The 18,653-nt window shown below is 41.0% G+C and carries 19 protein-coding genes; all 19 read right to left on the bottom strand.

The genetic code is table 11. The annotated features are described in order from the left end of the window. Nucleotides 1-6: 6 nt before the first annotated feature. Nucleotides 7-2,253, bottom strand: a complete 2,247-nt coding sequence (locus tag L0Z67_RS18360; RefSeq protein WP_392353842.1) for a DUF5916 domain-containing protein — start codon at nt 2,251-2,253, stop codon at nt 7-9. Nucleotides 2,254-2,456: 203 nt separating this feature from the next. Continuing rightward, a complete protein-coding gene (locus tag L0Z67_RS18355) occupies nt 2,457-3,758 on the bottom strand; it encodes a DEAD/DEAH box helicase (RefSeq protein WP_237127363.1) in 1,302 nt (433 codons plus the stop codon). A 67-nt stretch (nt 3,759-3,825) separates the two neighbouring features. After that, complete coding sequence (locus L0Z67_RS18350; protein ID WP_062567122.1) at nt 3,826-4,257, bottom strand: hypothetical protein; 432 nt, start codon at nt 4,255-4,257, stop codon at nt 3,826-3,828. A 124-nt stretch (nt 4,258-4,381) separates the two neighbouring features. Continuing rightward, on the bottom strand, nt 4,382-5,608 hold the full coding sequence (locus tag L0Z67_RS18345; protein WP_237115328.1) for a beta-ketoacyl-ACP synthase: 1,227 nt from the start codon (nt 5,606-5,608) through the stop codon (nt 4,382-4,384). Further along, nucleotides 5,608-6,333 carry a 3-oxoacyl-ACP reductase FabG gene (gene fabG, locus L0Z67_RS18340; protein WP_062567124.1) on the bottom strand — a complete coding sequence of 242 codons (726 nt, stop codon included), beginning with the start codon at nt 6,331-6,333 and terminating at the stop codon, nt 5,608-5,610. Before fabG ends, L0Z67_RS18345 begins: the two co-directional genes overlap by 1 nt. Then, nucleotides 6,333-6,785: a hotdog family protein gene (locus L0Z67_RS18335; protein WP_237127362.1), complete on the bottom strand. Its 453-nt coding sequence runs from the start codon at nt 6,783-6,785 to the stop codon at nt 6,333-6,335. Before L0Z67_RS18335 ends, fabG begins: the two co-directional genes overlap by 1 nt. Continuing rightward, nucleotides 6,772-7,935, bottom strand: a complete 1,164-nt coding sequence (locus L0Z67_RS18330; RefSeq protein WP_392353744.1) for a beta-ketoacyl-ACP synthase — start codon at nt 7,933-7,935, stop codon at nt 6,772-6,774. Before L0Z67_RS18330 ends, L0Z67_RS18335 begins: the two co-directional genes overlap by 14 nt. A 2-nt stretch (nt 7,936-7,937) precedes the next feature. Further along, nucleotides 7,938-8,489, bottom strand: coding sequence for a DUF3261 domain-containing protein (locus L0Z67_RS18325; protein WP_062567127.1), 552 nt, complete (start codon nt 8,487-8,489; stop codon nt 7,938-7,940). Next, on the bottom strand, nt 8,477-9,718 hold the full coding sequence (locus L0Z67_RS18320) for an NAD(P)/FAD-dependent oxidoreductase (protein WP_392353742.1): 1,242 nt from the start codon (nt 9,716-9,718) through the stop codon (nt 8,477-8,479). Before L0Z67_RS18320 ends, L0Z67_RS18325 begins: the two co-directional genes overlap by 13 nt. A gap of 3 nt (nt 9,719-9,721) precedes the next feature. Then, nucleotides 9,722-11,941 carry a transporter gene (locus L0Z67_RS18315; protein WP_392353740.1) on the bottom strand — a complete coding sequence of 740 codons (2,220 nt, stop codon included), beginning with the start codon at nt 11,939-11,941 and terminating at the stop codon, nt 9,722-9,724. Further along, entirely contained in the window at nt 11,938-12,450 is a 513-nt protein-coding gene (locus tag L0Z67_RS18310) for an outer-membrane lipoprotein carrier protein LolA (RefSeq protein ID WP_167346326.1), read from the bottom strand. The genes L0Z67_RS18315 and L0Z67_RS18310 overlap by 4 nt, the downstream gene beginning before the upstream one ends. 5 nt (nt 12,451-12,455) lie before the next feature. Continuing rightward, on the bottom strand, nt 12,456-12,881 hold the full coding sequence (locus tag L0Z67_RS18305; RefSeq protein WP_062567131.1) for a thioesterase family protein: 426 nt from the start codon (nt 12,879-12,881) through the stop codon (nt 12,456-12,458). After that, complete coding sequence (hutH, locus tag L0Z67_RS18300; RefSeq protein WP_392353736.1) at nt 12,874-14,418, bottom strand: histidine ammonia-lyase; 1,545 nt, start codon at nt 14,416-14,418, stop codon at nt 12,874-12,876. The genes L0Z67_RS18305 and hutH overlap by 8 nt, the downstream gene beginning before the upstream one ends. Nucleotide 14,419: 1 nt before the next feature. After that, a complete protein-coding gene (locus L0Z67_RS18295; RefSeq protein WP_237115335.1) occupies nt 14,420-15,388 on the bottom strand; it encodes an acyltransferase in 969 nt (322 codons plus the stop codon). Further along, on the bottom strand, nt 15,388-16,125 hold the full coding sequence (locus L0Z67_RS18290) for a glycosyltransferase family 2 protein (RefSeq protein ID WP_062567134.1): 738 nt from the start codon (nt 16,123-16,125) through the stop codon (nt 15,388-15,390). Before L0Z67_RS18290 ends, L0Z67_RS18295 begins: the two co-directional genes overlap by 1 nt. 3 nt (nt 16,126-16,128) lie before the next feature. Then, nucleotides 16,129-16,482, bottom strand: coding sequence for a thioester dehydrase (locus tag L0Z67_RS18285; protein WP_392353734.1), 354 nt, complete (start codon nt 16,480-16,482; stop codon nt 16,129-16,131). Continuing rightward, nucleotides 16,466-17,824, bottom strand: a complete 1,359-nt coding sequence (locus L0Z67_RS18280; protein WP_392353732.1) for an AMP-binding protein — start codon at nt 17,822-17,824, stop codon at nt 16,466-16,468. The genes L0Z67_RS18285 and L0Z67_RS18280 overlap by 17 nt, the downstream gene beginning before the upstream one ends. Continuing rightward, a complete protein-coding gene (locus L0Z67_RS18275; protein ID WP_237127357.1) occupies nt 17,814-18,377 on the bottom strand; it encodes a septation protein IspZ in 564 nt (187 codons plus the stop codon). The genes L0Z67_RS18280 and L0Z67_RS18275 overlap by 11 nt, the downstream gene beginning before the upstream one ends. 9 nt (nt 18,378-18,386) lie before the next feature. Next, nucleotides 18,387-18,632 (bottom strand): acyl carrier protein, encoded by a 246-nt coding sequence (locus tag L0Z67_RS18270; RefSeq protein WP_062567138.1) that lies wholly within the window; start codon nt 18,630-18,632, stop codon nt 18,387-18,389. Between the last annotated feature and the right edge of the window lie 21 nt (nt 18,633-18,653).

Genomic DNA, 18,653 nt, shown 5'->3' with positions numbered 1-18,653 from the left:
CTGAAACTAAAGCTGCCACGCATAACTTAACTTTGTAAAAAAGGTTCGTTGGTCTCTTTCTAGCCCTTTAAGAGAGTCATCCTCATACCCTCTATCTGAGTAGCCTAAGTAAAATAAAGTTTGGGCATTAATTTTGTAGGAATAGACCAGTTGACTACCATAGTCACGATTCGTTTGGCTTACATCATAAAGATAAGCTTCATGATTTCGATCCACATCTTCAAATTGTAAAACGAGTTTAAGCATCGAGCGCATATTAAATTTATAATAAACTCGCAAATCCGTTAAGTTAGCGGTATAAACACGGTCGTTTTGTTCGTTATCTAAATAGCTGTAACTGTGCTCTAATTGGACTTGCCAATGGTCGTTAATGTCCCATGTCATTTCTGGCTCAATTCGTACCATAGTACCAAGGGCGGCATTGCTATAATCTATTTTGCTACCGTATTGCGCATACAATAAGAAACGCACGTCACGAATTGGCCTAAAACCACCGTAGATATAGCCAATATTTTGATTAAAGAACTCACCAGCATAAAACTCATTACGGTGAATAAAACCAATTTCTGTTTGTGACTGCATTTTGCCTTTAAAAGTAATAAAGCCATCGTACTCTTCTTCGAGTAAATCACCATTTTGCGCCCACGTTTTATCCCACTCAGCATTATAACTGTACTCAGTAATTGCATCCTCGGCGTCACGATACCAAGTTTGACCTCCACCTAGTTGAACTTGCTCATAGTCAGCCTTTGCTTGATAACCTAAGTCAGAGCGGTAATCTTTGCCTATATTTTCATAGTTTGCGTAAAGCTCGTAATCACGTTTATTGCGGCTAAACTCAATATTGTAGGCTTGGTCTGATTGATTTTTTTCAAGACCATACACATCAACTAAATAATCAGAGTTCTTAGTGTCTGTTGTTACAGCTTGATATTGAAGGCTATCCGTTTGATTAAACCAATAACTACCATCAAGGGATAAAACTGTGTTGTGATAATCACCACTTTCACGGTGTGTTGTCATCACCCCAATCGTCCCCTTTTGGCCTATATCAAGTTGATAACGTCCTACAGCTGAATGTGTTTTATCACCAAGATTGGCAAAACCAGAGCCTTGGTTAGTCGGTAGCAAAACGCTGGTATTTTCATCATCCGCATACATAAAGCCATAGCTGTGCGTCCCTGTTTTACCTGTTAACTTAACACCGACTTCTGGCTCTGCAATGGTACGTGTATACAGTAATTCAAGTTGGTTAGTGTCAAAATAAGACGCACCATCTAAGAAGAATGGACGTTTTTCGGCGTAGTAAATTGAATAAGTGGTATTCACATCAAGCTCAAGTGAGTCAGCCTCAACTTGCGAAAAATCAGGGTTAATTGTAGCGTTAATGACCGCATCTTGAGTCACACCCCAACGTAAATCAAGGCCAGCCTCAGTGTCGATATCTCCATTTTGCCAATCTCCTGGCACAGTGTCTTTTGTATCATGGCGAAGTGCTGTTAATGTCGGTGTGAGCTGAATATTTTTACTCTCACTCATATTTCTAAAACCAGTTAATTTATCAAATTGACAAAAACTGCACTTAACATCACGGTCAAAACCGACATTCGACATTTGATAAAATACGTCTCGCGGGTAGTTACGCCAAACAGCAAAGCTCCATGTCAATTGCTCTTGGTTTTTAGGAAAGCGTAATGCAGTAAAAGGAATTCGCATTTCCACCACATAGCCGTTTTCAGTGATCTGCCCTGCACTATCCCAAATTGCATCCCATGAAGGGTCTTCAGCCCAATCATCAGTGTCTGTCATACGCATATCCCCTTGAGCACCAAGTGGATTTACATAAAACTCATACCCTGTACGCTCGTCGTTAAAGGTATCGATCATTAAGGCCACATTGTCATCTTGCCACAGCGTATCACGGTCCCGAAGTGCTGCACGAATTTGACTAGGATCATTATCTTTGGCAACAAATCCAACATACAAATACTTACCATCTTCATACATATAAGCATCAGTTTGTACAGGTGGCTCACCTTTTTCATTGGGTTCGTTTTGATATTTAAGAGGTATCTTAGTTGCGTGCTGCCAATGTGCTTCGTCCATGACACCGTCGACACGAATAGACTCATTGATATGAGCTAATGAAAATTCGACTTTATCATAAGCAACAGCTTTGAGGGGTACATGTGCAAGGCTAAAAAAAATGCCAGGTAGAATAGCACGGGTAATTATTTTTCTTACGTACTGCATAAACATCCATTTAAATACAAGCGTGACCTTCACGCCATTTGAGCTTTTCGAAAAGCGATTGTAATTCAACGAGGTAGAATTGTTAATGATTTTGTCTATAAAAATTAACAAATAAGTAATTTTTATTAGTTTTGAATAGGTAACAAAAAGCCCCGTAGCGTATTCGCGACAGGGCCTTTCAAAATTAACTAAAATTCAATTAGTTATTTTTTTAAGCTTAGTTTTCCGCCTTTTAAGGACTTACGTACATTGGCAATACGCGAGCGATTTTTAGCACGTGCTTCGCCTGTCGCCTGACCAGACGGCTTATTTGTACGACTACGGCGTAGATGCGCGGGCTTTTTACCAATTTTATCAATCAATACATCACGATTACTCACTTCATAGCCGGGTAACACTATGCGTTTAATGCGCTGGCCGATTAACTTTTCGATATCGAATAGGGTATTTTCTTCTTCACGGCTAACGAATGAGATAGCTTGTCCTGGTTTACCAGCACGGCCTGTACGACCGATACGATGTACATAATCTTCAGCAAGCCAAGGCAGGTCAATATTAATAACACGTGGTAAGCCTTCTATATCAATACCGCGGGCTGCCACCTCAGTTGCAACTAATACGCGAACTTTACCCTCTTTAAATTCACGTAATGCACGACGGCGATTGCCTTGGGTTTTATCGCCATGACATACAACCGCAGGAATACCATCTAGGTTTAGCTCTTTAACAAGCTCATCGGCGGTTTCTTTCATGTTTACGAAAACCAAAACCTGTTGCCAATTTTTCTTACCAATAAGCTCTGACAACAACTCTTGTTTACGGCGCTCTTCTACTGGATAAACTACGTGCTGAACGGTTTCGGCTGTACTGTTCGTTTGATCAACATGGATAATTTCAGGTTGCTTAAGTACTTTACTTGCAAACTGCTTAATTGCGGCAGGAAAAGTCGCCGAAAACAGTAAAATTTGACGTGCTTCATCACAGCCATTAATGACTGTTTGCATGTCATTAATAAAGCCCATGTCAAGCATGCGGTCAGCTTCATCAAGTACAAGGTGTTTAACACTTGCTAAGCTGATATTACCTAAACGTAGTTGATCTAATAAACGCCCTGGTGTTGCTACGACAATGTCAACACCTGCTTTAAGATCATTTGCTTGGCCGGCTAGGTTAATTCCACCAAATAAACACACTGTTTTTAACTCAGTGTATTTTGCAAATGCTTTAAAATTATTGGCAATTTGCTCTGCAAGCTCGCGAGTTGGCGCAAGCACTAAGGCACTCGGTGCATTATTATCACTCAGTGTGGTCTCTGACAGCTTTTGAATAAGAGGCAGTGCAAAAGCAGCTGTTTTACCCGTACCAGTTTGCGCACTGACAAGTACATCTTTGCCTTTTCTTATTGCAGGAATAGCACTACGTTGTACGGGAGTAAGCGTTTGGAAATTAAGTTCTTCTAATGCCTGAAGAATCTCAGAAGAAAAACTAAATGATTTAAAATTCATGCTGTATAACCTGCGGCCATCTTATCAAGGGTCGCAAATTATACAGAAAAAAAATGGTTTTAGTTAGTTATAACTTAACTAAAGTGCCTTTTAATGCTACGCCAGCGATAAAAGTACCCGCACCACACTGATATTCAGTCTCACTCACAAACTCGCGCTTTTTATAATAAGATTGAATATTCACGACTGCATTCATGCCTTCACGTTTAGCACGCTCTTGTAGAGCCTTAAGCGCACTTAACATTACCCACTCACATGCTTCGCGGTCACTTTTGTTAAACGCATTGGTTTTTTTATTTGTTATCACTTCACCATAACTGCTTTTGATTTTGCTATGACTTTGACTGGCAAAATAAAGAGGAATATCAAGCAGCGCATTTTTTGCTTTCGTTGTTTGCAATAATGCTTCAACTGGTAGTGTTTGCAGATCATCGCGCGCAGCGCTATTAGCAGAAAATAAACAACCGATAAGAGCCAAAGTGGTAATAATTAATTTCATTTAAAGTTCCTTTTGTGTCGTTTCCATGCAAGCTTTAGTGAAATAGAGTTGTTGTTATTCTGTTTCACTAAGACTTGCATACAGTTCGATGTTGTCGATAAATCTCATTTAACATTGCAGTAGGTTATGCCTGCCACTTCTTAAAAATCAGCGAAGTATTAATGCCACCAAATGCAAAATTGTTACTCATTATGTAATTAGTTTGTATGTCTCGGCCACGACCTTTTATGTAATCAAGGTCTGCACATTGACTATCAACTTGACTCAAATTGATAGTCGGTGCAAACCAACCATCATTCATCATATTAATACTTGCCCACGCTTCAATCGCACCACAGGCTCCTAATGTATGTCCTAAGTAGCTTTTTAGTGAACTAATCGGCTTTTTACCAAGCGCATTATAAGTTGCATGAGACTCAGCAATATCGCCTTTGTCTGTTGATGTACCATGGGCATTGATATAACCAATATCATCTGCGGTAAGATTGGCATCGGTCATTGCCATATCAATGGCCACTTGCATTGTATCAGCAGTTGGTTGGGTTACATGCTGACCATCTGAATTACAACCAAAACCAACTAGTTCAGCGTAAATAGCTGCACCACGCGCAATTGCGTGTTCATATTCTTCTAAAATTAATGTCCCTGCCCCTTCACCGATCACAAGACCATCTCTATCTTGGTCAAAAGGACGGGGAGTTGTTTTCGCGGCATCATTTTTAGTACTGGTGGCATATAATGTATCAAATACAGCCGCTTCGGTAATACATAGCTCTTCAGCACCACCCGCTACCATCACTTTTTGACGTCCATACTTAATTGCTTCATATGCATAACCAATGCCTTGTGAGCCTGATGTACACGCTGAGCTCGTTGTAATAACACGCCCTTTTAAGCCAAAAAACACACCAACATTGACCGGTGCAGTATGTGCCATCATTTGAATATAACTCGTTGCTGTCACCCCCGTCATTTCGCCTGTTCGCATCATGTTTGCAAAAGCAAGTAGCGGCGGTGTTGACCCCGTTGATGAGCCAAAAGCGATGCCCGTAGAACCATCGGTTAAACTTGGGTGCTCTAAAAGTCCAGCCTGTTCAAGTGCAAGTTCAGTGGTGCGCGTAGACATCATAGCAACGCGGCCCATTGAGCGTACTTGCTTACGCTTATAATGACTAGGCTTTGTAAAGTGCGTTACAGGCGCAGCTAAACGTGTATTTAAATCAGCAGCACAATCCCATTGCGACATGTATTGAACTGCGTTCTCACCTTTTTTAAGCGCACCTTTAAACTCACCCCAAGTATCACCGAGTGCAGTAATTGCGGACATACCTGTAACAACAACGCGCTTCATTACACCATTCCACCGTTAACTGAGATAACTTGTCGAGTAATATACGCGGCATCTTCAGAGCATAAAAAAGAAACCGTGCCAGCCACTTCGCTCACCGCGCCCATACGCTTCAATGGAATCATTTTTAGCATTTCATCGACAGGTAAATCATCTGTCATTGCCGTTTCAATTAAACCAGGAGCCACACAATTGACGGTAATTTTACGCTTAGCAAGCTCTAGCGATAATGCTTTTGTGGCACCAATAATACCCGCTTTCGCCGCGCTATAGTTAACCTGACCACGGTTACCGGCAATCCCCGATACAGATGCCATCGTAACAATACGTCCCCCCTTACGTGTTTGCACCATAGGCATCACGGTTGGATGAACCACATTGTAAAAACCATCAAGCCCTGTGCGAATTACTTTATCCCAATCATCGCCCTGCATCGCTGGAAATGCCATATCATTGGTTATCCCAGCATTACAGATCACACCGTAGTAGGCACCATGCTCAGCAATATCTGATTCTATTTGTTCTTTTGCTAATGCTCTGTCACATACATCAAATTGTAATAAACTGGCATGCCGACCCAATGCGATAATCTCGTCGCACGTTTGTTTAGCTTCAGCCAAACCGCTTCGGCAATGTACGGCAATATCAAAGCCGTCGCCTGCTAATCGTAATGCGATTGCTTTACCTATACCACGGCTAGAGCCTGTCACTAAAATACGTTTTGTCATTAACTTTCTCTTATAAACTGCATTGGATCTTGTGGCTGAAACACATTGATTTTTGCTTCTGCTAATAGCGTTTCGTCGTGGTGAATTTGACACTCAAATACACTTAATCCTGACTCTTCTTGATACAACTGTGTAACCGTTACCTTAAGCGTTTGCCCTTTTTCAAAGATCGGTGCATAGGTTTGGTATTTACGCGTACCAATTAGAAAACCTATTTGTACATCGCTCCCTTTATCTTTTGCCAGCGCACCCGCATATGCGGCAATGGTTTGTGCCATATATTCACAACCAATATAACTGGCAACCCCGTGTAAAGACGTGTTGTAAAATGGACTCTGAGGGCTAATATCTACCTCACAACAAGCACTCTCTTCAGTATAATTGGCAAGACGATTGAGCAAAATCATAGGCGCACTATGAGGTACAACCTGCTCAATTTTATAATTCTTCATTCAGATGTCCTAGTACTACACTGACATTATTGCCACCAAAGGCAAATGAATTTGATAAACAATGGCTAACCTTTACGTGTGTAGGCTGAGTTATCAGGCCAATATCAGCTAGTGTTTCGTCAGTTTCGATTTGATTAAACACCATACTCGTAAATTCAGGATAAGCTAAGTACAACCAGCAAAGGCCAGCCTCTAGCGCACCGGCAGCACCTAATGTATGACCCGTCAGATGTTTTGACGAACTGACTGGCGTATTGTTGCCAAACACATCATTGATTGCAAGTGACTCCATGGCATCATTTTGCGGTGTTGCGGTGCCATGCGCATTAATATATTGAATATCTGAGGGGTTAATACCTGCCTCATTCAATGCAGCTTTCATTGCTGCTATAGCGCCTGAACCATCAGGAATAGGCGCTGAGATATGATGGGCATCAGAGCTCTCTCCTCCACCTAGAAAAGCAACACTGTGATCACTCAGCTTTTCTTTACTCATTACGAAAAACGCCGCGGCTTCGCCAATATTGATCCCTTTTCTATCCTTACTAAATGGCTTACAGATATCATCACTGATTGAAGACAGTGAATCAAAACCGTTAATTGTAAGCTGGCAAAGACTGTCTACCCCACCACATATCACCACATCTGCTAAATCCGCACTCAATAAAGCGCGAGCACTTATCATCGCTTTTGCGCTTGAACTACAGGCTGTAGAAATACTGTAATTTGGCCCTGATGCATTTAGTTTTTTTGCGATATAGGCAGCGGGTGCAACTAAAGCTTGATCATAATAATCAAATTGGCTTGGCCACTGCCCACTTTCAGCTTGTACTTTTCTGGCTCTTTCGCCCTCTTGTATGGCAGCTGTACTGGTACCAATTACCACTGCAATACGTTCATTTGGGCACATGATTTTTGCTAAAGTATCTGATAACTGTGCAAGGGCTAAGTCAATTAACTTATAAAAACGCATCGATTCAGATAAAGGTATCTCATTGACTAACCCCACACAGGTAGATCGCTTTTCAAATGCCAGTGAAGTAACTTCTGTTAGTGTTTGCTTAGGCTGAGCACACACACTTTGCATAGTTTGCTCTTGACCTACGCCCATCGCGCTAACAATTCCTAAGTCATTTAGCCAAAATGGCATAATTAATTAACCCTTTGAAAAATTATTGAGTAGTCTCGCTCGTAATTAACAAGCTTGGTTTGACTGTCTAAAAATTGAATTTCGCTGATCAGCCGTTTTCCTTGGTAAAGGCGTCGTGTTGTCCCTTGCTCATCAATTACCAGGCCATAAAGCTGTGCATTAAGTACATCTATAGGCCAATGCACAAGCATAATGTCAGCTAAAATATAACGTGGATCAACCCCACTAATCGGCAACATTTTTTCACTTTTGACCGCTCCTAACGGGGCTTTTTCGAGTTGAAAAATTGGCATGCCTTGCACCGTCATTACGACTAAATTTATACCCGTTTCACTGCTCAAATTTAACTGCGCTAACAGAGTATGTTGTTCTGTATTATGTTTTACTGTAAGCACTTGCTGCCAATTATCAACGTCTAGTGAAACAGGCGGATCCGATAGATAGATACCTGCGTTAGGTGCAAGATCAAGCCCTGTTTTAACTGCATACTCACTGGCACAGCTAACTAAAAATAAGCTACAAATTACAATGATATAACGCATTATTGCTGACATAACTCGACCAAGGTGTTTAAACGTTTATCGCTTTGTTTAACAAATGGGTTATCAAGATCCCACGCATAACCCGCTAAAATGGCACTGATCATTTCGCGTATTTGTTGATTTTGTTCACTATAAAAAATGACATCCTGAAATGAACCATTATACCAAGCACTCACATAGGTTCTAAAGCAATTGACGCCTTGTTGCAAAGGGATGCTGTACTGCTTTTCAAAATCAACTTTCTCACCCTGTAAATAGCTATCAACCAAAGGAGCCACCAATGAAGCTGATTTTAAAGCGATAGTGACACCAGATGAAAAAACAGGATCTAAAAACTCCCCCGCATTCCCCAGTAACGCAAAATGCTCACCATATAAAGACGACACATTCGCTGAATAACCTTTAATGGCACGCGCCTCACCCTTTACGACACGATTTGCCAGTAATTTACTTAAGTAAGCATCTTGTTCAATAAACTGATTTAAGCAAGTTAACGGTTCTTGCTGCTCAAACTGACTCGGTTTGCCAACCACACCGATGCTTGCTGTGCCATCGCTAAATGGAATAAGCCAATACCAAATATCTTTAAATTCGGGGTGAATATTAATGAGTATTTTCTCGCGGTCAAACTGCTCGTCGCGAATATTATCCTCAAAATGACTGAAAAAAGCCCAGCGCACCGGAAAGTTTGACGGTGTTTCTAAGTCAAGTAGTCTTGGTAACACTCGACCAAAGCCACTGGCATCGAGCACAAATCGGCCTTTAATTTGATACCTGTGCTGATTTTCATCAATAACGCTAAGTAGAGCACCATCTTCACAATCCGTGTAAGCTGATACACTATGTTGATAGCGAATTTCTGCCCCCTGTTGCATCGCACCATCCGCCAAGCATTTATCAAAATCAGCACGTTTAACTTGAAACGTTGTGCCTGGGCCCGCACTGAATTTTTCTGTAAAGTCGATATGTGTATGCTGGCCACGGCGCTGAAACGCCGCGCCGTTTTTAAACTGAAAACCTAAATCTTGAGCCTGCGACTGCACTGCCTCTTCAAGGTTTGCTTCAGCTAAAAAGCGCATGCATTGGGGTAACAAGCTTTCACCTATCGAAAAGCGAGGGAAAACTTGTTGCTCCAATACCACAACACGCCACCCTTTTTTAACCAATAAACTGGCTGCCACGGCTCCTGATGGACCCGCACCAATGATAATCACATCTGCCTGTTGAATTTGCGTATTCACCTATTATTTTTCCTTATTATTAGGTAATGCAACACTAAGTGGTGCGAGTATATAAATACACATTAGCCCCACTAAAACCGTTAAACCAAAGCTAAAAATAGCGGGGGTTTTTGACACTGCGAGCATACCAAATACCCACATTGATGATGCTGCTGACAAACTAATTGCCAAAACATTGCTCGGTACCAGTTTATTGATTTGATAAAATACGAGGTAATCAATAGCTAACGCTAAAATCAATAAGCAGCCCAATAAGTTAAAAATCGATAATTGGCTTTGTATCGAACTGCACAGCAATAATACTGCGGTTAAAGTTAAAGCGAGTATCAAGCCTTGTTTGCATGCAGTTTTAAACCCAAACTTAAAGGTAAACAACAAAACAGCGAAGGTCATTGCAATCAGTAATGTGACTAATAATGACTGTGAGTAATGACTCAAGCCCTCAGTGATCAGCGCCACTTTATCATACACAATTAAATCGCTTTCGGCGGCTGCCCACTGTTTTAATTGCTGTTTTTCAACCCCTGTTACCATAAACCAACTGGCCGCAAATGAGTTGTTTATATACACTTGATTATGTATCAGTGGTGCTAGTGCTGAATCAAGTGCGGTCTCTAAAGTTAAGGTCGACTGGCTAAACTGCACGGGATTGGCGGTCATTTGGCTAACGATATTTATAGCAGCTTGATGGGTTAATAAATCCGCTTTATTCTCGCGTTGTCTATGAGTACTTGGTACAAGATCACTGAGCATCACAGCCTTGCCTTTATACTCATTAATTTTGCTTTTTAACGTTTCTTGCTTTTCTAAAAGTTGCTGTGCATTTTCAGCAAATAAAATCATTATCTGGCCATTGTCTTTTCCTAACAACGTCATGTGCAGTGCTTCGTTATCCATCAATGCTTTTGGGCTTGCATTTAATAGTTTTACATCATCATTTACTACTGGAGGTTTAAGTAGTGTAAATACACTTAACAGCACTAGTAGCCCTATTATTAGTGCTGTTTTATACTCGTTTACCTTCTGTAATTGCTTGCTAAGAGATGACGTAAGATGATTAGCACTTTGACTCACTGCTAACCTGTTTTGCCAGTGGGGTAGTAAAAATCGCGTGCTAAACCAAGCAGTAACAAGCCCTGCAACAACAAATACACCGACTTGAGTTAACAGCTGAACGGGCGAGAAAAATAAACTTGCATACCCCATAGTCGTAGTCAGTAAAGAGAGCGCTAACGCAAGCTTGAGTCCACGACTAAAACCGCTTTTATGCTGCGTTAAATCAAGCATGCCATGAAATGCATAATCAATAGCAATGCCAATCAGTGTGACCGCAAATACAAGCGTCAGTACATGGATCTGATTAAATAAGCTAACGAGCACTATCGAGCCACCAAGTGCAGCACTGACCACAGTCACCGATGCAAGCCACAATGCATTCACTGATCTAAATACCCACACAACCATTATGAACAGTGCAATTAAGCTCAAGGAGCCAAATAAAGTCATTTCAAACTTTGCTTGTTTAGCATTTGCAGCGGTATGAAATAAAGCCCCTGAATAATGGACGGTTGTATTTGGGTACTGACTTTCTAATTGGGTAAGTTTAGTTAATATTTCATCATTTAAAGCGATTGCCTTATTAATCGAAAAGGCATTATTCGTGCTGTGAACAAACAAAAGTAAGTAATCTTCGCCTTGGTAGTTAGCTGTTATTCGGCCATCTTGTAATTCAAATTGTTGTATATTGGCTAAAACATGCCTCAAAAAACTTGCGGTACTAAGCGTAGGATCTTGATTGATAGTGCTAGATACAAAGGGATCAGCAATTTGGCTCAATTGCCCCAAATAATACTGCTCGAAAACTCTAGGTTCACGTAGGCTTTGTTGGTACTCGGGTGCCAACAAGTAACCTGCGTATTGGCCATAAAAATGGGCAAGAGTCTCCATCTTTGGCAGTGTAAAGCGCGGTTGAATGTTTTTGCCAGCTAACCAACTCACCATTTCGTCATAAGCTTGGGTATTATTTTCACCGCTAAACGAAAAGCTCAGTTGTTGCTTGTTTGCTGAAAAAAAGTGCTCTTCTACCTGTTGTAACCTTGGCTCCGACTTGGGCAGCAAGGCTAAAATGTCATTATTTAAAGCTGGTTGTTTTACCGCAAAAACAACAACTAACATAACAGTGAGTAAAGTTAGCCAAGATAATGTAATTGCCCACGCTTTCACTTTTGCTGCTCATTTTCAGTATATGAGAAACGCAATAAGGTAAAATTCTCATTTGGCTCTTGTAAGCGCACGGTAGTCACCTTATTAGCATCAAAACAAAGTTCAAACTGACTAAAAACGTGTTTTAGCAATGCTTGGTTAGGCAAGAGGATTTCGCAATTAGGCTCAACGCTTTTATTTATTGTAAATTGCTCTGCTAACGCCGCTCTGTCGTGTTTTAAAATTGCTCGTAGCAGGCTCACATAGGGCTCAGCCCCTTTTTGTAATTGTTCGTTTCCTTGACTGTCAAGAGTATATACTTGACCCTGTTTAATAAATAAAGTGCTTTTTACCGGTGATTGCACTTGCCACGTTAAGCCCTCTTCATTAAGTTCAAAAATGCCTTTTGAAATAAAGGGCTTGCTAAAGCCCTTAAAGTGTTTTTCTTGGCTGAATGAGCCATGCTCTATCACATTCTTAGCAAGAGCTGGCGTTATAAAAAACATACTACATAGTAGAAAAATGCTCATTCGCATTAGATCACCTTTTGTAATTTCTCATGCAGTACAGGCGGTGATACAAATTGCATCTCTTTGTTTTCTATATCAACCGCCACCTGAATAGTCGTCGCTTTCGTTAACTTTTTGCCCGTCGCAACATCGCTGATAATATAATCAATACGTAATCGCGTTTCATATTCTTTCAAATATGCATCAATCCGTATCTTTTGCGTAAACAATGCAGAACCCACATATTTAATATGCATATCAATAATTGGCCACGCATAGCCAGACTCCTGCATTTGCCCGTAATCATAATCAAATAAACGCAGCAATTCGCAACGTGCCACCTCTAAATAACGTGGGTAATTACCATGCCATACCACGTTCATAGGATCACAATCATGAAAAGGGATTTCAATTTCTACATAAGTACTCAATAAAGAGCCACGACTATGCATATAAACTCCAACGTTTAGTTTGAATAGCATCAACGGTAAAACGTAACACCGCCTCAAGTGGGCGATCTTCATCAAGCTGTGGGAAAAACTCACTAATGTCTTGATACATACTCTGCACTTCTGGGGTTAAGCTTGCGTAGTCAAGCTCACCGTTATTAATACGCAAACGTAAACCTTGAATACACGCTAACAATGTACTGGCAACCACTTGTTCGGTTAACTGCAGTACACGTAAACAATCACGTGCCGCAATAGTTCCCATGCTTACTTTGTCTTGATTATGACATTCGGTTGAGCGCGAAAACACACTGGCAGGCATGGTCAACTTTAATGCCTCAGCGGTATAGGCACTGGCACCAATTTGCACCGCTTTAAAACCATGATTAATATAACGACGTTCATCTGTACTTGCTGACAAGTTTGAAGCTAAGCCATTGTTATAACGAGTATCGACAAGTGAAGCGATTTGTCTGTCTGCTAAGTCAGCTAAATTAGCCACCGCCGTTTTCATGCTATCCATTACCATTGCAATGTGGCCACCATAGAAATGACCGCCATGCAGTACGTGCTCACCTTCACCATCGATGATTGGGTTATCATTCGCCGAATTAAGCTCATTCTCGATCATTTGCCTAAACCAAGGGAGGCTATCTTGTAATACACCAATGACATGTGGTGCACAGCGGATTGAGTATCTATCTTGTAAGCGGTCAGCATTACGTGGGTGCTCTACATGGTTTAAGTCACCACGGATCCACGCGGCCACTTGCTGTTGGCCTAGGTGAGGTTTTACCGAAAACAAAATATCATCAAAATGATGACTATTACCTTTTAAAGCAAGACTGGCAAGCGCTGTAATTCGGCTGGTTAATTTAGCAAGGTAATCGGCTCTATCGAAAGCAAGGCATGCTAAAGCAGTCATTACTGCGGTACCATTCATCACCGCAAGCCCTTCTTTAGGGCGAAGCGTTAATGGTTTTAAGCCAAGAGATTGCATAACCGCTAAACTGTTTTTAATTTCGCCTTTGTAATATACATCACGCTCTCCCACCATAGCGCCAGCGACATAAGAAAGCGGTGTGAGGTCACCACTGGCACCCACAGAACCTTCTTCGGGAATAACTGGCACGATATTGTGATTTAAAAAATCACGTAATAAGTTGAGCATATCCCAGCTAACGCCTGAGTATCCTTGCGACAGTGATGCTAGGCGAGTCGCTAAAATAGCGCGTCCTTGCGTTAAGTTAAATGTATTGCCTAGACCACAACCATGAAATCGAGTTAGGTGAAGAGGTAGTTCATTAACCAAATCAAGGGGTACTTTTACAGTCACCGAGTCACCATAACCTGTGGTGACACCATAAATTACGCCATCGTCTTCTAAGAGTTTATCTAAAAATGCTACGGCACTGTCGATTTTTTTGGCAAATTGGTGATCTGAAGTTAATGCAACAGCCCCTTGTTGCAAGGCAATATGAACAATATCTTCAATCGATAAACGTTGCTCACCAAATAATGTAGTCGTGTACTCTGACACTTTAGTTCTCCTTGTTTTGGTCACGAGACACTTGCTCGTCATTTTGCCAAAAATCATAAAAATTAAACCATTGATATGGATAGGCAGCTGCGTAATAACTCAACCTCTGTGCATAATCGCTCACAATTTTTTGTAATGTTTGCTGTCTAGTTTTACGTGGCAGCGCTAGTTTGTCTGCGTATTTTTCAAATACCACCCGATAAACTCTCTTTCCACCGGCTAATTTATCTTTTAAACAGAACAAGTGAAAAACAGGGCAATCTAATAACGCAGCGAGTATAAAAGGGCCCTGTGAAAATGGCGCTGGTTTTCCTAAAAAGTCAGCCTCAACCACACGTCCGGCTGTTGTAGTACTGGTTCTATCTCCTACAATGACAACGATTTCGCCTTGCTCTACTTTATCTTTGAGCATAATCGCCATATCCGGTCCAAGATCAGTGACTTGAATTAAGTTAATGCCTACATCAGGGTTTATACTTTTTAGTAATTTGTTAAATTCGACCGCATGATGAGTAAATACCAATACATTGATGACTTTACGATAGCGATGCTGACTAAGCGCACGACAGACTTCTAAATTACCCAAATGTGAGCCAATAAAAATAGCCCCTTGCTGTTGCTCATCAAGCTCTTTAAATAATGCCTCATTAGTATAGATAATATCGCTTTGCTGAATACGGCCAAGCCAAGCATCAATTTTATCAAACGCACTGTCAGCAAAAGAACGAAAGTGGCGAAAGCTGTCACGCCATGTAACCGCTTTATGGTTACCATTTACCTTACGTGCTTGAGTTAAAAATGCATAAGATGCTTCACGAGCTGTTTTACCTGTTAAAAACAAATAAAACACAACTGGAAACAATACGAACCATAAGCCTGAACGGCCAAAAACACGATAGCAAATTAATAAAATTTGCATACCGAGCCAATTGCCACGCTCTTGCATTTTAGACCAGTGCTTAACAGCCATCAGCCAACCACCTTACGCCAAAGTAGCTTAGGTGAACGCAGTAACATGCCGAAGAATAAACGCGTATGCAGCCAAGAAATACCCACGTTATCATGTAAGGCTCGAAAGTGAGATACGCCATTTTCGGGGTAGATCACCTGCGTTGGCAAGAAAGTAACCTTCACACCTTGCCAATATAATCTAACTAAAATTTCGATATCAAAGTCCATGCGTTTGCCTAACGTCTGTTTAGACATTAAATCTTCAACAGCCGAAAGTGGATAAACACGAAAGCCACACATAGAATCAACAATATCAAAGCTTAAAGTTTCAACCCACACCCAAAAATGAGTAATGTAGCGACTCAAATAACGGTGTTTTGGCACAGAGCTATCATAAATAGGGCAGCCACTGATCACATTGTTGGGTGACTCATTACTCAATTCTATCAACCTACTAATATCTGCTAACGAGTGCTGACCGTCCGCATCAACTTGAATCGCATGACTAAAGCCGTGCTTATGTGCATACATTAAACCGGTTTGAACAGCACCGCCCTTACCTTGATTTTGAGCATGGGTGAGCAAAGTTAAAAAATCGTACTCGGCGTCAAGTGCTGAAAATACTTGTTTCACACTTTCGTCACTGCCATCATCAACCATAATAATCGGCAATTGTAATGCCTTTAGCTCATCAAGTACCGCAGCGATAGCATGGGTGTGATTATAATTTGGAATAACAATACAAAACTGGTTCATTGTTTAATCACAAAATACGATTCGGCCAGATGCATGCTGCCCTTTATCTGAGGAATAACTAAATAAGCATTTGCCTTTTGCATTGCGTTCTAGGCTTAAGTTAACCGTCATATCAGGCGTAGTAACCACTTGAAATTTCAGTATTTCTAGATTTTTTACTAAAGAGCCAAAACCAAGATATTGCTGCGCATATTTAACGGCCCAATCTAACTGTACGACCCCTGCTAAGATAGGCGCATCAGGAAAATGTCCACGAAAATAGTCTAAGTCAGCCGTTATCGTTAACGCTAAGCTGACGCTATCTTTTGCTTGTGATAAAACGCTCACCTGTGGCGTAACATTATTCAGACTTGGCAAAGTACTGCTCCAATATTTTGATGCTTAATTTAGCTTGGCTGTTAAAAGGAAGCGCATCGATATAGCGCCATTTACGTGGCAGACATATGCGTTCAAACCGATTAGATAAATAATTTTGTAAAGTACGATTTATGATTAGTTTCCCTTGTTTAAGGCGTTCACTATTTCCATCATCTGTTAATACAATAACAGCACCTATTTGTACTCTTTTCGCGGGTAAAACAACAACTTTAGCCTCTTTCACCCAAGTATGACTTACTAAATAATTTTCTAAGTCATCTAGATTAAGCCGTTTTTCTTCTATCTTGATTGTCCTATCAATACGGCCTAGCAATTTAAATTGACCATTGCTATGCACGTGTGCCCTGTCATCTAGCGCAAAGCCAGATTGCTCTAGAATATAAGAGTCGAGTATTAAACGGCCTTCTTGATTAATTGATAAATAATTACCGCTAAAAGGCTGCCATGGAACCTCAACCGCTGCTTGAGTAACTTGCCTATAAGCAATGCCGCCTGTTTCTGTACTGCCAAAAACTTGTGTGACTGGACGAGCCAATTGATTGAAAAGCGTCTCTGCGTGCTGATTATTTAACGGACCACCCGATGAAAAAAGCCACTTTATGCGTGCTCGCTCGGGTATCAGTACATTGTCTAAGCATAAGCGTCCAAGCTGTGCGGGGCTGGAAACTAACACGGCTTGTTGAGTCTTTTTCAGCTTTTGCACTATGTGCTCTGGGTACTGGATTTGTGTGCTATCAATAATGTGCCCTTTTGCCAGGGGCCAAAGCAACCTAAATAACAACCCATAAATATGCTGATGTGATACCGTTGCTAAAAATGTAAATTGCCCCTGTAAATCAAAGGCCATAGACAACACTGACAGCTCACGATTTAACACTCGCCATGGCTTAACAATCGGCTTGGATTGGCCAGAAGAGCCTGAAGTATAAAAAATCACCGCCGTGTTTGTTGGCCACTGGAGCTGAGTTAGGGGTGTAGGCGCACAAGACGCTTGCTGCTCAAGATTAGTAATCGCAGACTGCGTATCTAAATCTGCAGTATCTCCTGCAAATACCGGGGTTTGAGCCAACAACAAGCGTAATGTTTCAGGCTGGCCATTGGGCGGTAAAATGACATTATGCCCAGCACAAGCAAGTGCAAACAACCGAACGGCAAATTGATAAGTATCAGGGTGAAATAAAACGACATGACATGGGCTTTTTAACGTATGTAATTTCGCTTTAAAGGCCGCTATGTCAGCAAAAAACTGCTGCTGGTTAACGATTTTATCTGAAACAACAAAAGCACCGCTTGGGTGAAATTGTAAGTTATTAGCCAACATTATTTTTTACCTTTTGTCGGATCAACCACTCAACTAGCATTAAACCAGCGATAAGTATGTATGCGATTAAACCATTGTAAAGCGTCCACACTGATAACGAGGTGAATAGACATGTATATAAAGCCACTGAGGCGTTAAGCAGGAAAAATACGCTCCATACTTTCGTCACTTGACGCGTGTAACGTACACCGTTTTCATCAAGATCACCTTCCTTTAACCGCGCTAAACTCTCTATAACTGGAGGCCCCTTTTTTAGTGAATATAAAAAAGTAGCTGCCATGACGCTGTTAATTATCACAGGATAAAGCTTTAATCCTAATTCGCTATTAAAAACCTGTGTTACCACTAACGCCACAATTGCTAGTAAAGAGGCTGGTTTTATCCATGGCATTTTATTCGCTAAGCGCTTGCTAAGTATCAATCGTAAAATTAATAAAGCAATCAGTACTAGACTAACCTGCTTAATTGAACTGTGCTGCAAACCAAAATACACAATGAATGGGTATAAAGATAAGCCGATGATAATTAACGTAGTGGTAATTGCTTTAAGCATATTGCTGTATTAAGAAACTAGTTTTTCTACTTCGCTAACAACATCTTGCACTGTGCGTACTTGCTTAAACGCATCTGGCTCAATTTTTTTACCCGTAATTTCGCGCAATTTAACGACCAAATCAACAGCATCAATACTATCAAGGTCAAGATCTTGATATAAATTTGCATCAAGGCTAATTTCATCCGCATCGATTTCAAATTCATCGACTAAAATGCCCTGTAAAACGGTGTAAATTTCGGCAGCGGTTTTCATGCTTTTTCCTACTTCTAAGTC

The sequence above is a fragment of the Pseudoalteromonas sp. PB2-1 genome (assembly GCF_045040605.1).
In the GTDB taxonomy this organism is placed as follows: Bacteria; Pseudomonadota; Gammaproteobacteria; order Enterobacterales; family Alteromonadaceae; genus Pseudoalteromonas; species Pseudoalteromonas arabiensis.
This window is presented reverse-complemented; position numbering and strand designations above follow the sequence as displayed.